This is a genomic window from Micromonospora sp. CPM1 (assembly GCF_023896895.1).
Classification (GTDB): domain Bacteria; phylum Actinomycetota; class Actinomycetes; order Mycobacteriales; family Micromonosporaceae; genus Micromonospora; species Micromonospora tulbaghiae.
This window is the reverse complement of record NZ_JAMHIU010000003.1, coordinates 155,850-169,038: the sequence shown is the minus strand read 5'-3', so window position 1 is coordinate 169,038 and position 13,189 is coordinate 155,850. Positions and strand designations below refer to the sequence as shown.

The following is a 13,189-nucleotide window of genomic DNA, read 5'->3' as shown; positions in this document are numbered from 1 at the left end:
ACCGCACCGGCCGCGCCGGCCGGTGCCGGAAGCCCCGCATCCCGCACGGGAGGCGGGGCTTCACCGTGCCCGGCGCCTCAGCGGCGCCGCGCCCGCATGCCCCACCAGAGCCCGGCCAGTCCGATCAGGACGAGCACCGGGCCGGCCGTCGCCCAGATCCGCTGGTCGCTCATGACGCTGCCCTCGACGTACCCGAGGCCCAGCACCGTCCACAGCGCACCGAGCACCACGGCGAGCAGCCCCAGGGTGAGCCGGAACCAACCCCTCATCGTTCCCCCTCCGACGACGACAGTCCCGCTCCAGCATGCCCGCCGCCGCCGGCGCCCGGCGGCGCCGCGCCGGCCGGCCGGCTCACCACCGGTCGTGCACCTGCGGGCGGATCAGCTCGTCGTAGGTGGCCCGCACCGCGGCCAGCTCCACCTCGGTCAGTGCCGGCTGCCCGGCCGCCTCGGCGTTGCGCCGCGCCTGCTCGGGGGAGCGGGCGCCGGGGATCACCACCGTCACGCCGGGCTGGTCGAGGACCCACCGCAGCGCGAACTGCGCCATCGTGCGGTCGTCGCCGACCAGCGGCGCGAGCCGGCGCACCGCGGCCAGGCCGCTGTCGTAGTCGACGCCGGAGAACGTCTCGCCCACGTCGAACGACTCGCCGTGGCGGTTGAACGTGCGGTGGTCGTTCGCCGGGAACGTGGTGTTCTCGTCGTACCGGCCGGAGAGCAGACCGCTCGCCAGGGGCACCCGGGCGATGATCCCGACCCCGGCCGCGGCGGCGGCGGGCAGCACCTGCTCCAAGGGCTTGTGCCGGACCGCGTTGAGGATGATCTGCACGCTGGCGACACCGGGCCGGGCGATGGCGGTGAGCGCCTGGTCGCAGGTCTCCACGCTGACGCCGTACCCGGCCACGCGTCCCTCGTCGACGAGCGTGTCGAGCGCGTCGAAGACCCGGTCGTCGGCGAAGACGGCGGTGGGCGGGCAGTGCAGCTGCACCAGGTCGAGCGTGTCGACGCCGAGGTTGGCCCGGGACCGGTCGGTCCAGGCCCGGAAGTTCTCCGGCGTGTACGCCTCCGGCGTCTGCTCCACCCGGCGGCCCATCTTGGTCGCCACGGTGAGCCCGTGCCCGGGGCGGGAGCGCAGGAACCGGCCGATCAGCGCCTCGCTGCGGCCGTCGCCGTACACGTCGGCGGTGTCCAGGAAGGTGACGCCCGCGTCGACGGCGGCGGCGAGCACGGCGAGCGCGTCGTCCTCGCTGACCTCGCCCCAGTCCGCGCCGAGCTGCCACGCGCCGAGTCCGATGATGCCGACGTGCCGGCCGAGCCGGTCGAAGCTGCGCTGTTCCACCCGGTCGAGCCTAGTGAGCCGCTTGCCGTTGCGCGCGGCGGGCCGTACGGTCTAACAAGACGTACGTACGGTTTGGAGGCTGTCATGTGGGATCCACGCACCTACCTGCGCTACGGCGACGAGCGGTCCCGGCCGTTCCACGACCTGCTGGCCCGCGTCGGCGCCGAGCACCCGCGCGCCGTGGTCGACCTCGGCTGCGGCCCCGGCACCCTCACCGCCACGCTCGCCGGCCGGTGGCCCGCCAGCCGGGTAACCGGCCTCGACTCCTCCCCGGAGATGATCGACCGGGCGGGCGCCGAGGGCGGTCCGGTCACCTACGCGGTCGGCGACGTCCGCGACTGGCGGCCGGAGCCGGACGTGGACGTGCTGGTCGGCAACGCCGTGCTCCAGTGGGTGCCGGAACACCGCGACCTGCTCCGTCGCTGGGCACACGCGTTGCCGGCGGGCGCGTGGATGGCGTTCCAGGTGCCCGGCAACTTCGACGCGCCCTCGCACCGGCTGCTGCGCTCCGTCGCCGCGGGGGACCGGTGGCGCGACGCGCTCGCCGGAAAGCTGCGCGAGGCACCGGTCGACGAGCCGGTCGGCTACGCCACGCTGCTGACCGACGCGGGCTGCGCGGTCGACGCCTGGGAGACTACGTACGTGCATCTGCTGCCCGCCGCCGGCGCCGACCACCCGGTGCTGGCCTGGATGGAGGGCACCGCGCTGCGCCCGGTCCGCGCCGCGCTGGACGCCGCCGGCTGGGCCGCCTTCCGCGCCGAGCTGGGGGTACGGCTCGCGCAGGCGTACCCGGTGCGGCATGGTCAGGTGTACTTCCCGTTCCGCCGGATCTTCATGGTGGCCCGCACCGGCGCCCGCCCAGAGGAGAACTCGTGACCGACCTGCCCACCTTCATCGCCGGACTGCCCAAGGTGGAGTTGCACGTGCACCACGTCGGCTCGGCCTCGCCCCGGATCGTCGCCGAGCTGGCCGCCCGGCACGAGGGGCGCAGCCCCGTCCCGGCCGACCCGGAGGCGCTCGCCGACTACTTCGCGTTCCGCGACTTCGCCCACTTCATCGAGGTCTACCTCAGCGTGGTGGACCTGATCCGCGACGCCGACGACGTCTGGCTGCTCACCCACGAGGTCGCCCGGGAACTGGCCCGCCAGCAGGTCCGCTACGCCGAGCTGACCGTCACGCCGTACTCGCACGTCAACCGCGGCATCCCGGCGCCGGCGTTCTGCGAGGCGATCGAGGACGCCCGCAAGCGCGCCGAGGCCGACTTCGGCATCTCGCTGCGCTGGTGCTTCGACATCCCCGGCGAGGCCGGCCTGCCCGCCGCCGAGCAGACGCTGCGGATCGCGCTCGACGAACGACCCGACGGGCTGATCAGCTTCGGCCTCGGCGGCCCCGAGATCGGGGTGCCCCGGCCGCAGTTCAAGCCCTGGTTCGACCAGGCCCGGGCGGCCGGGCTGCGCTCGGTGCCGCACGCCGGCGAGACCACCGGCCCGGAGACGATCTGGGACGCGCTGCGCGAGCTGGGCGCCGAGCGGATCGGCCACGGCATCTCCGCCGCGCAGGACCCGGCGCTGCTGACCCACCTCGCCGAGCGGCGCATCCCGCTGGAGATCTCCCCGACGTCCAACGTGCGCACGCGGGCCGTACCGAGCCTGGACGCGCACCCGCTGCCCCGGCTGGTCGAGGCCGGCGTGCCGGTCAGCATCAACTCCGACGACCCGCCGATGTTCGGCACCACGCTCAACGACGAGTACGCGGTGGCCGCCCGGCTGCTGCGACTCGGCCCGGACGGGGTGGCCGCGCTGGCCCGCGACGCCGTCGCCGCGGCGTTCCTGGCGCCCGCCGAGCAGGCCCGGATCACCGCCGAGATCGACGCGTACCTGGGGAGCGCGGCGGGCTGAGCGGCCGTACGGGCGCCGGCCGCCGGGACATCCGGGGCGGCCGGCGCCGCACGGTCAGCATCAGCCCGGCCAGCGCCAGCGCGGTGAGCGCGGTGGCGGAACCGGGAGCGACGGGCGCGGGCCGGACGGGACCGTGCGCGAGCACCGGGTCCTGCCACACCGCGAGCGTGAGCGCGATACCCAGGCCGATGACGGCGGCCCAGCGGAGCAGACGACTGACGGCCGGTGGCATGACGGTCACCTCGCGCCCGGGATCGACGGGAGAGCGCGCGCGACGGGAGCGAGGTGTGGGGGGACCGGACTCCCGCCGCGCGCATGATCCGTCGGCCGGAAGGTCTTACGGGGCGTCCCGGCCGACGGAACTGATGGGTTCTGTCAACGATCCTGGCAGTTCACGCCGGTTTCGCGGCCGTCGTTAAACCACCTTTAAGGAGAACTTGCGCCCGTACACAGCCACGGGTCAGCGCGGGCGCGGCCAGCGCCGCCCCGGACGTGGCTCGCGTGCCTCCCGGGCCATCCGCCCGACCAGCCCGAACCGGTTCACCGGCCGGGGTGCCGCGTCCGGGTCGGCCAGCAGCATCACCACGCTCGCGCCGCCGAGCCGGGCCCGGTCGATGCTCACCGAACCGTTCGCCTGCAACGCGACCCGCTTGGCGATGTCCAGCCCGAGCCCGGTGGAGCCCTTGTCGCTCTCGCCCCGGCGCAACGCCCGGTCCGGGTCGGCGATGCCCGGCCCGGCGTCGTCGATGCGGATCGCCACCCAGCCGTCCCGGCGGCTCACCGCCACCTCGAACGCGGTGCCCTGCGGCGTGTAGCGGAACACGTTGCCGATCACCGCGTCCAGCGCGGCGGCCAGCTCGGCGCGGGGCACCGGCGCCGGGATGCGCAACTGGGCCCCGACCACCCGGTGCGGCCGGTTCTGGTCCCCGGCCAGCGCCGACCAGAAGACCATCCGGTCCCGGACCACCTCGCTCACGTCGCACGACGCCGGCGCCGACTCCTGGGCGACCGCCTTGCGGGTCGTCTTGATGAGCTGGTCGACCTCGCCCTCCAGCGTGACGATCGCCTGCCGGATACGCCGGATGCCGCGCCGCCGGTCCAGCTCCGCCTCGCTGAACGTGCCGATGCTCGTGTCGTCGGACTCCAGCGCCTCGGCGTCCAGCCGCAGCGCGGTCAGCGGCGTACGCAGCCGGTGCGACAGGTCGGCGACCAGTTCGTGCTCGTCGGCGCGCAGCGCCACCAGCCGTTCCGTCATCCGGTTGAACGCGTGCCCGGCCTCGGCCAGCTCGCGCGGGCCGGTCGGCTCGACCCGTACCCCCAGCTCGCCGTCGCCCACCGCGAGCGCCGCCTTGACCAGGTCGCCGGTGGCGTCCACGGCCCGGGCCGCCACCCGGTCGACCACCGCGACCGCCGCGCCGACCAGCGCCAGGCCGATCGCGAGCAGCAGCAGCCACCGACCGTCGCCGCCGGAGTCGAGCACCTCGTCGGGGACGAAGACCTCCACCACCGCGACCCGGTCACCGAGCACCACCGGGTCCAGCCGCAGCACCCCGCCGTCCACCTCGGTCACCACCGAACGCCGCTGCGCGGCGGCGTCGGCGAGCACCCGCGGGTTCGCACGGCCGGCCGACTCGTCCGCGCCGATGCCGTGCACCACCGGTCGTTTGGCCGGATCGTCGCCGGCCGCGGCGGCCACCGCCCGCTCGATCGTCGCGGTGTCCGTGCTGACCGCCAGCGCGCCGGTCACCAGCGCGGCCCGGCGCGCGGCGTCGGCCAGCTCCGCCTCCCGGGTCCGGTCGGCGAGGGTCAGCCCGAGCGGGACGAGGAAGGCGAGCGCGATCAGGCCGCACAGGCCGGCGGTGAGCCCGGCGAGCGTGAGCCTCAGTCCGGCGCCACCAGCCGGAAGCCGACCCCCCGCACGGTGCGCAGGTAGCGCGGCTTCGCCGCGGACTCGCCCATTTTGCGGCGGAGCCAGTACAGGTGAACGTCGATGGTCTGGTCCTCGCCGACCGATGGCTGCCGCCATACCTCCTCCAAGAGTTCCCGCCGGGACACTACCCGGCCGGGACGTGCGGCGAGATACGCCAGCAGGTCGAATTCCTTGCGGGTCAGGGCCAGCGCCTCCCCGTCCAGCACCGCGCTGCGCTCGCCGACGTCGACCCGCAGGCCGCCGACCGTGTGCACGGCCGGCGCGACGGTACGGCTGGCCCGGCCCGCCCGGCGCAGCACAGTGGTGATCCGGGCGTCCAGGTGCGCACCGGTGAACGGCTTGACCATGTAGTCGTCCGCACCGGCGCGCAGCAGCCGTACCACCGACTGCTCGTCGTCACGGGCGGTGGCGATGATGATCGGCACGTCGGTGATGCCGCGCAGCATGCGCAGCGCGTCCGAGCCGTCCAGATCGGGCAGGCCGAGATCGAGCACCACCAGATCCGGTGTCTCCGCGGCGACCCGGCGCAGCGCGTCCAGCGCGGTGCCGACCGCGTGCACCGCGTGCCCCCGGTCGGTCAGCGATCGCAGCATGGCGCCGCGCACGACGTGGTCGTCTTCGACCAGCAGGACGGTTGCCACGTCAGCACCGTACTCGGCGTGGCAAGCCGGTCGCGTTGCGGCGGTCCGGCCAACCGGGCAAGCTGGGACGGCGATGACGTTCACGCTCTTCCCCGACACCCGCCTCACGCTCGCCCGCGACGCGCTGGCCGGCCTGTCGGTGGGCGACGCTCTCGGTTCCCAGTTCTTCGTTCCCGGCCGGCACCCGGACGACCTCGCCGCCGGGCGGCTGCCCGAGCCGCCGTGGGAGTGGACCGACGACACCGAGATGGCCTGCTCGGTGGTGGCCGAGCTGGCCGTCGCGGGCCGCATCGACCGGGACCGGCTGGCGCTGGCGTTCGCGCAGCGCTGCGAGCCGTACCGCGGGTACGGGCCGGGCGCGGTGACGGTGCTGCGGCTGATCCGCACCGGCACGCCGTGGCCGGTGGCCGCCGCGTCCGCGTTCGACGGGCAGGGCTCCTGCGGCAACGGCGCCGCCATGCGGGTCGCGCCGCTCGGCGCCTGGCACGCCGACTCCACCCGCCGCGCCGCCGAGCAGGCCCGCGCCTCGGCCGAGGTGACCCACGCCCACCCGGAGGGCGTCGCCGGTGCGGTGGCTGTCGCGGTCGCCGCCTCGCTCGCCGCCCGCGCCCGCCTCGACGGCGGCCGGCCCGACCCGGCCCGGCTGCTCACCGCCGTCGCCGGGGCGCTCGACCCGGCCGGTGAGGTGCACCGGGGGGTACGCCGGGCCGCCGCGCTGCTCGGACACTCCGCCGCCGAGGCGGCCGACGCGCTCGGCAACGGCTCCCGGGTGACCGCGCAGGACACCGTGCCGTTCACGCTCTGGGTCGCCGCCACGCTGCTGCACGACTACCCCGCCGCGATCCGCGCCTGCGTGGAGGCGGGCGGCGACGTGGACACCACGGCCGCCATCGTGGGCGGGATCGTGGCCGCGTACACCGGGGTCGGCGCGCCGGGTGGTGTGCCGGAGGGCTGGCTGACCGCCCGCGAGCCGCTGCCCGGCTGGCTCCCCACCCCCGCCTGACCGCCCGCCCTCTTTGGCCGGCTCTCCCTTGTCGGTTCCGGCCGGGCGCGCGGGCCAGTTCGGGGAGGTGGTGGGGTCGGGGGGGTGCGTGATGCGGCGACTTCCCCGAGCTGGTGTGGATCACGGTTGGTTCGGACCGTGCGCGCGGCCACCTCGGGGAGGTGGTGGGGTCGGCGGGGGCGTGATGCCGCCACTTCCCCGAGCTGGTGTGGATCACGGTCGGTTCGGACTGGGCGTGCGGGCACTTCGGGGAGGTGGTGGGGTCGGCGGGGGCGTGATGCCGCCACTTCCCCGAGCTGGTGTGGATCACGGTCGGTTCGGACTGGGCGTGCGGGCACTTCGGGGAGGTGGTGGGGTCGGCCGGGACGTGATGCCGCCACCTCGCCGCGCTGGTGTGGATCACGGTCGGTTTCGACCGGGCACGCGCCACCTCGGGGAGGTGGCGGGGTCGGCGGGGGTGGGATGCAGCCACCTCGGCGATCTGGAGTCGATCATGCGTCCCGGCGTGCACCACCGGCGGGGACGGGTTCGCCGAGCGGGCGCGCGGAGCTGCCCGAATCGGGCGAATCCGGCGCCAGCTCACCGCGGGGCGAGTCGGGTGCCGGGGTATCGGCGGGGGCGGGCTCGGGGGAGTCGGAGCGGGGGTCCGTTTCCGGGCGCTCGGTGGCGGCGGGCGCGTCGGGGGAAAGGCTGTCGTCAGGGGAAGGGCTGTCGTCGGGCGGGAGGGTCATGGTGTCGCGCCGGCGACGGCTGAGCAGCCAGCCGATCGCCGCGCCACCGGCCAGCCCGGCGAGCAGGCCGCCGCCGAGCAGCAGGTCCGCGCTCGGCCCGTCGTCGGCCGCACCGGCCGCCGGTGCCGCGCCGCCCACCGCACCGCCCTGCGCCCCGCCGGCAGCGCCGGGGCCGCCCGCCGCGCCGTGACCGCCGTGCGCGCCGCCGTTCGTACCGGCGCCGCCGTCGTGCGTCACGGTGCCCGGCAGCGGCGGCAGCAGCTCGACCGTCGGCGCCGGGTGCGCGCCACCCGCCGGGTCCGCCCACCGGACCACGGTGCCGTCGGCGTACGTCTGCACGACTGTGAACGTGAGCCGGTCGGTGGCGGGCATCGGTCCCATGCCCAGCGGCAGCCGGGCCGGCCCGGTGCCGGTGCCGGGCATCCGCAGCCAGCTCACCGCGTGGGTGACCTGGTTCAGCTCGGCCGCGTGCATGCCGGGGACGGGCTGGTCGAGCGTGCGGGTGGTGATGGTCGGCGCCCAGTCCGGCACCGACAGCGGGTACACCTCGCCGATCGGGGCGTCGGCGGGCATGGTCAGCTCGATCCGGTTGGTCCGCGTGCCGGGCCTGTCCGCGGGCACCAGCACCGCGAGTTCGATCGCGTCGCCCTGGCGTACCTGGGCGGGCGAGGTCGTGACCGTCACCCCGGCCGCGTTCGCCGCGCCCGGCCAGCCCACCGCCCCGGCGAGTACGGCCGTCAGCAACGCAGCCGCCCACCGGCCCTGACGGGTCATCCTCATGGTCGTCCCCATCCTCGTCGACTGGGGTCGGCACCGGCTCCGGCCCCACCTGGTAGTTCGGGCGGCGGGGCGAAAAGGTTCAACCCGGCACGGAACTCGCCGGGAACGGGCACCGGCGTCGGCGGCGGTCCGGGTCCGGGCGACCGATAGCATCGCAGGGGCCGGTCACCGGCCCTTCCGTACCGTCGACGACAGGAGTCACCGTGTCCGCACCCCGTATCCCCGTCGTGGCCGACCCCGTCGTCGTCGCCGCCGGGACCACGGCGGCCGACGCGGTGGCCGCGGCCGGCCTGCCGATGAGCGGGCCGAAGGCGATCGTGGTGGTCCGCGATCCGCAGGGCCAGCTCCGCGACCTGGACTGGCGCCCGGCCGAGGACGTCGCCGTCGAGCCGGTCACCCTGGACAGCCCGGACGGGCTGAACGTGCTGCGCCACTCCACCGCCCACGTGCTGGCCCAGGCGGTGCAGGACGTCTTCCCGGACGCCAAGCTCGGCATCGGCCCGCCGATCGAGAACGGCTTCTACTACGACTTCGGCGTCGACAAGCCGTTCCAGCCGGACGACCTGGCCAAGCTCGAGAAGCGCATGCAGGAGATCGTCAAGTCCGGCCAGCGGTTCCGCCGCCGCCGGTTCGCCGACCTGGACGAGGCCCGGGCCGAGCTGGCCGCCGAGCCGTTCAAGCTGGAGCTGATCGACGTCAAGGGGGAAGGGCTGGACTCCTCCGAGGTGATGGAGGTGGGCGGCGGCGAGCTGACCATCTACGACAACCTCGCCGCCAACGAGGACAAGGTCTGCTGGTCGGACCTGTGCCGCGGCCCGCACCTGCCGAACACCCGGCTGATCGGCGCGTTCAAGCTGATGCGCTCGGCCGCCGCGTACTGGCGCGGGTCGGAGCGCAACCCGCAGCTCCAGCGTGTCTACGGCACCGCGTGGCCGACCCGGGACGAGCTCAAGGCGTACCTGAAGCTTCTGGAGGAGGCCGCCCGCCGCGACCACCGCAAGCTCGGCGCGGACCTCGACCTGTTCAGCTTCCCCGACGAGATCGGGTCCGGCCTGCCGGTCTTCCACCCCAAGGGCGGCGTGCTCAAGCGCGTGATGGAGGACTACGTCCGGGCGCGCCACATCGAGGAGGGCTTCGACTACGTCGGCACGCCGCACATCTCCAAGGAAGGTCTCTTCCACACCTCGGGACACCTGCCCTACTACAAGGACACGATGTTCCCGCCGATGGAGATGGAGGGCAGCGACTACTACCTCAAGGCCATGAACTGCCCGATGCACAACCTGATCTACCGGTCGCGCGGGCGGTCCTACCGGCAGCTCCCGCTGCGGTTGTTCGAGTTCGGGTCGGTCTACCGGTACGAGAAGTCGGGCGTCATCCACGGCCTGACCCGGGTGCGCGGCTTCACCCAGGACGACTCGCACTCCTACTGCACCAAGGAGCAGGCGCCGGCCGAGATCAAGCACCTGCTCGGCTTCGTGCTCAGCCTGCTGCGCGACTTCGGCATCGACGACTTCTACCTGGAGCTGTCGACCCGCGACGACTCCCGGCCGGACAAGTTCGTCGGCTCCGACTCCGACTGGGCGACCGCCACCGCCGTGCTGGAGCAGTGCGCGCTGGAGACCGGCCTGGACCTGGTGCCGGACCCGGGCGGCGCGGCGTTCTACGGCCCGAAGATCTCGGTGCAGGCCAAGGACGCGATCGGCCGTACCTGGCAGATGTCGACCATCCAGTACGACTTCAACCAGCCCAAGGGCTTCGGGCTGGAGTACCAGGCAGCCGACGGCACCCGGCAGCAGCCGGTGATGATCCACTGCGCCAAGTTCGGGTCGATCGAGCGGTTCATCGGCGTGCTCACCGAGCACTACGCGGGCGCGTTCCCGGCCTGGCTGGCGCCGGTGCAGGTGGTCGGCATCCCGATCCGCGACGAGCACGGCGACTACCTGGTCGACTTCGCCGCGACGCTGCGCCGGCACGGCATCCGGGCCGAGGTCGACCTGGGCGACGACCGGATGCAGAAGAAGATCCGCAACGCGCAGCAGCAGAAGATCCCGTTCATGGTGATCGCCGGTGACGACGACGTGGCCGCCGGCACCGTCTCGTTCCGCTACCGGGACGGCTCGCAGCGCAACGGCGTACCGATCGACGAGGCGGTGGCGCACGTCCGTGAGGTGGTGGAGTCGCGCACCAACGCCGGCCCCACCGCCACCGCCGCCGAGTAGGCGGTCCGCCGACCGCGCCGCCCGGGCGGCGGCGCGGTTCGGCGGCGGTCCGGCCCGGATCGTAGGATCGCCTGTGTGACAGGGGCGGAGCGGGACACCGGGTACGGCGGCGACAACGGTCTGGCGGACGGGCTGGACCGGCTCTGGACGCCGCACCGGATGACCTACATCTCCGGCGAGGACCGGCCCGAGGGCGGCTATGAGAAGCCGGCCGGCTGCCCGTTCTGCCTCGCACCCGGGCTGCCGGCCGAGGAGAGCCTGGTGGTGGCCCGGGGCGAACACGTCTTCGCGGTGCTCAACCTCTACCCGTACAACCCCGGCCACCTGCTGGTCTGCCCCTACCGGCACGTGGCCGACTACACCGAGCTGGACGAGCCGGAGACGGTCGAGCTGGCCGCGTTCACCAAGGCCGCCATGCGGGTGGTCCGGCACGTCTCCAGCGCGCACGGCTTCAACCTGGGCATGAACCAGGGCGGCGTGGCCGGCGCGGGCATCGCCGCGCACCTGCACCAGCACGTGGTGCCGCGCTGGGGCGGCGACGCCAACTTCATGCCGGTGATCGGCCGGACGAAGGTGCTGCCGCAACTGCTCGCCGACACCCGGGAACTGCTCGCCAAGGCGTGGGCGGCGGCCTGACGGCGGCCCGTTCCGACAGTACGATCTTGCGCATGGCCCTCCTGCACCGCGCGGAACTGCGCCCCTCGAAACTGGAGCTGCTCGTACCCTGGCTGCCCGGCCGGTCCTGGTTCGCCGGCGAGGCGGGCGCGGAGGTCACCCGCGTCGCGGCGTACCGGTTCGACGACCCGGCCGGTGAGGTCGGCGTCGAGACGCTGCTCGTGCGCGCCGGTGACGGCCCGGTGCTCCAGGTGCCGCTGACCTACCGGAGCGCGCCGCTGGACGGGGCGGACCACTTCTTCGTGGGCCTCGTCGAGCACTCGGTGCTCGGCCGCCGCTGGGTGTACGACGCCTGCGGCGACCCGGTGTACCCGCCGCTGCTGGCCGCCGCCGTGCTCGCCGACGCCGGTCAGGCCGAGGAGTACTTCGAGGTCGACGGGAAGCGCGAGGTGCGCCCGGCGAGCATGACGCTGACGGGGAGCCGTACCGGCCGTCCGGTCCCGGCCGGTCCGGTGTCAGCGGCTTCGGCTCCGGCTGGTCCGGTTGACGGCGGCGTGACGGTGGTCCGGGTGGGGGACGTCGAACTTGCGGTGGTCCGGCGGCCCGTCCCGGCCGACGTGCCGGCGGCGGGCGGGCTTACCGGTGCGTGGCCGGGCCAGGACGAGCCGGTGCTGCTGGCCCACGCCCGCTGACGGACCGCGTTGAGGCAGCGGCCCGGCGCCCCGAGCGCCCGGCACCCGGACGGCCCGGCCGACGGCGCGGGCCGGGCCGGTCGTCCCTCCGGCCGGGACGAATTCCGCCCCACCACGACTGTTCCCGATCGGCGTCACGGGGCGTGACCGTGGCGGGACTCGTGGGCTACGAACCGGCCCGCGCTCCCCGGGAAGGTGACAGGATGCGGCGGTGGCAGTCGACACACGACAGTTGGGGCGCAGCGGCATCGAGGTGAGCGCCCTCGGCATGGGGTGCTGGGCGATCGGCGGCCCGTGGGCCGAGGGCGCCCGGCCGCTGGGCTGGGGCCGGGTCGACGACGACGAGTCGGTACGCGCCGTCCGCCGCGCACTCGACCTGGGCGTCACCCTGTTCGACACCGCCGACACGTACGGCGCCGGGCACGGCGAGCGGGTGCTCGGGCGGGCGCTCGCCGGCCGGCGCGACGAGGCGGTGATCGCCACGAAGTTCGGCTACACGTTCGACGAGCGCACCCGGCAGGCCACCGGGGAGAACGCCTCCCCGCACCACCTGCGCCGGGCCGTGACCGACTCGCTGCGACGGCTGGGCACCGACCGCATCGACCTCTACCAACTGCACCTCGGCGACCTGCCGCTGCCCCGGGCCGAGGCGCTCGTCGGCACGCTCGACGACCTGGTCGGCGCCGGCCTGATCCGGTCGTACGGGTGGAGCACCGACCGGGCCGACCGGGCTGCCGCCTTCGCCCAGGTCGCCCGCGGCGCCGCCGCCGTGCAGCACGCGCTGTCGGTGCTCCGGGACGCCCCGGCCATGCTCGACGCCTGCGACAAGCACGACCTGGCCAGCCTGGCCCGGGGGCCGCTCGGGATGGGTCTGCTCACCGGCAAGTACACGCCGGAGTCCACGCTCCCCCGCGACGACGTACGCGGACTCGGGCCGACCTGGCTGGAGTGGTTCCGCAGCGGCCGGCCCGCGCCGGAGTGGCTGCGCCGGGTCGCCGCCGTGCGCGACGCGCTCACCGCCGACGGGCGCACCCTCGCGCAGGGGGCGATCGGGTGGATCTGGGCGCGCAGCGACCGGGCCGTGCCGATCCCCGGCGCCCGGACGGTCGCGCAGGTCGAGGAGAACGCCGCCGCGCTGGCCCGGGGCCCGCTCGCCCCGGACCACTTCGCCGAGGTGGAGCGGCAGCTCGCGGCGGTACGGTCGGCGGCCCTCCGCGACGCCGACCGCCCGCACTGGCCGATGCCCCCCGTCCCCGCCGTCCGCCCCTGACCCGAAGGCCCCCCGCCCCCGCCCTCTCGGCGTCGATCTTGCGGTTGCGGCTCTTGAGATGACCGAAATGCC

The 13,189-nt window shown here is 74.8% G+C and carries 13 protein-coding genes; 7 read left to right on the top strand and 6 right to left on the bottom strand.

What is annotated here, in order from left to right; all coding sequences use genetic code 11:
- Window positions 1–77: 77 nt before the first annotated feature.
- On the bottom strand, window positions 78–269 hold the full coding sequence (locus M8C11_RS05195; RefSeq protein ID WP_252448584.1) for a hypothetical protein: 192 nt from the start codon (window positions 267–269) through the stop codon (window positions 78–80).
- A gap of 82 nt (window positions 270–351) precedes the next feature.
- Entirely contained in the window at window positions 352–1,335 is a 984-nt protein-coding gene (locus tag M8C11_RS05190) for an aldo/keto reductase (protein ID WP_120570584.1), read from the bottom strand.
- A gap of 84 nt (window positions 1,336–1,419) precedes the next feature.
- Between M8C11_RS05190 and M8C11_RS05185 the strand changes: the two genes are divergently transcribed.
- The gene (locus tag M8C11_RS05185) at window positions 1,420–2,211 is read left to right on the top strand and encodes a trans-aconitate 2-methyltransferase (protein ID WP_252448583.1); all 792 of its coding nucleotides are present in this window, start codon (window positions 1,420–1,422) and stop codon (window positions 2,209–2,211) included.
- On the top strand, window positions 2,208–3,233 hold the full coding sequence (locus M8C11_RS05180; protein WP_252448582.1) for an adenosine deaminase: 1,026 nt from the start codon (window positions 2,208–2,210) through the stop codon (window positions 3,231–3,233). The genes M8C11_RS05185 and M8C11_RS05180 overlap by 4 nt, the downstream gene beginning before the upstream one ends.
- Here the strand turns inward: M8C11_RS05180 and M8C11_RS05175 are convergent.
- From M8C11_RS05175 to M8C11_RS05165, 3 genes are all read right to left on the bottom strand, one after another.
- Window positions 3,190–3,465 carry a hypothetical protein gene (locus M8C11_RS05175; protein ID WP_252448581.1) on the bottom strand — a complete coding sequence of 92 codons (276 nt, stop codon included), beginning with the start codon at window positions 3,463–3,465 and terminating at the stop codon, window positions 3,190–3,192. The two genes, M8C11_RS05180 and M8C11_RS05175, sit on opposite strands and share 44 nt — an antisense overlap.
- Window positions 3,466–3,693: 228 nt before the next feature.
- Window positions 3,694–5,085, bottom strand: a complete 1,392-nt coding sequence (locus M8C11_RS05170) for a HAMP domain-containing sensor histidine kinase (RefSeq protein ID WP_252448701.1) — start codon at window positions 5,083–5,085, stop codon at window positions 3,694–3,696.
- Between the two features lie 29 nt (window positions 5,086–5,114).
- Window positions 5,115–5,804, bottom strand: a complete 690-nt coding sequence (locus M8C11_RS05165; RefSeq protein ID WP_013285422.1) for a response regulator transcription factor — start codon at window positions 5,802–5,804, stop codon at window positions 5,115–5,117.
- A 73-nt stretch (window positions 5,805–5,877) separates the two neighbouring features.
- Here M8C11_RS05165 and M8C11_RS05160 point away from each other — a divergent pair, with 73 nt between their 5' ends.
- On the top strand, window positions 5,878–6,807 hold the full coding sequence (locus M8C11_RS05160) for an ADP-ribosylglycohydrolase family protein (RefSeq protein ID WP_252448580.1): 930 nt from the start codon (window positions 5,878–5,880) through the stop codon (window positions 6,805–6,807).
- A gap of 491 nt (window positions 6,808–7,298) precedes the next feature.
- Here the strand turns inward: M8C11_RS05160 and M8C11_RS05155 are convergent, their stop codons facing one another.
- Window positions 7,299–8,318, bottom strand: a complete 1,020-nt coding sequence (locus tag M8C11_RS05155; protein ID WP_252448579.1) for a YcnI family protein — start codon at window positions 8,316–8,318, stop codon at window positions 7,299–7,301.
- A gap of 203 nt (window positions 8,319–8,521) precedes the next feature.
- Here M8C11_RS05155 and thrS point away from each other — a divergent pair, with 203 nt between their 5' ends.
- From thrS to M8C11_RS05135, 4 genes are all read left to right on the top strand, one after another.
- Window positions 8,522–10,540 (top strand): threonine--tRNA ligase, encoded by a 2,019-nt coding sequence (gene thrS / locus M8C11_RS05150; protein WP_252448578.1) that lies wholly within the window; start codon window positions 8,522–8,524, stop codon window positions 10,538–10,540.
- Between the two features lie 75 nt (window positions 10,541–10,615).
- A complete protein-coding gene (locus M8C11_RS05145) occupies window positions 10,616–11,176 on the top strand; it encodes an HIT domain-containing protein (protein WP_043325006.1) in 561 nt (186 codons plus the stop codon).
- A 32-nt stretch (window positions 11,177–11,208) separates the two neighbouring features.
- The gene (locus tag M8C11_RS05140; protein WP_252448577.1) at window positions 11,209–11,847 is read left to right on the top strand and encodes a hypothetical protein; all 639 of its coding nucleotides are present in this window, start codon (window positions 11,209–11,211) and stop codon (window positions 11,845–11,847) included.
- 211 nt (window positions 11,848–12,058) lie between these two features.
- Complete coding sequence (locus M8C11_RS05135) at window positions 12,059–13,117, top strand: aldo/keto reductase (protein ID WP_252448576.1); 1,059 nt, start codon at window positions 12,059–12,061, stop codon at window positions 13,115–13,117.
- The last annotated feature ends 72 nt before the right edge of the window (window positions 13,118–13,189 follow it).

Coding starts and splice junctions, on each gene's coding strand:
- M8C11_RS05195 (WP_252448584.1), bottom strand. CDS start 269: ATGAGGGGTTGGTTCCGGCTCACCCTGGGGCTGCTCGCCGTGGTGCTC.
- M8C11_RS05185 (WP_252448583.1), top strand. CDS start 1,420: ATGTGGGATCCACGCACCTACCTGCGCTACGGCGACGAGCGGTCCCGG.
- M8C11_RS05175 (WP_252448581.1), bottom strand. CDS start 3,465: ATGCCACCGGCCGTCAGTCGTCTGCTCCGCTGGGCCGCCGTCATCGGC.
- M8C11_RS05160 (WP_252448580.1), top strand. CDS start 5,878: ATGACGTTCACGCTCTTCCCCGACACCCGCCTCACGCTCGCCCGCGAC.
- M8C11_RS05155 (WP_252448579.1), bottom strand. CDS start 8,318: ATGAGGATGACCCGTCAGGGCCGGTGGGCGGCTGCGTTGCTGACGGCC.
- M8C11_RS05140 (WP_252448577.1), top strand. CDS start 11,209: ATGGCCCTCCTGCACCGCGCGGAACTGCGCCCCTCGAAACTGGAGCTG.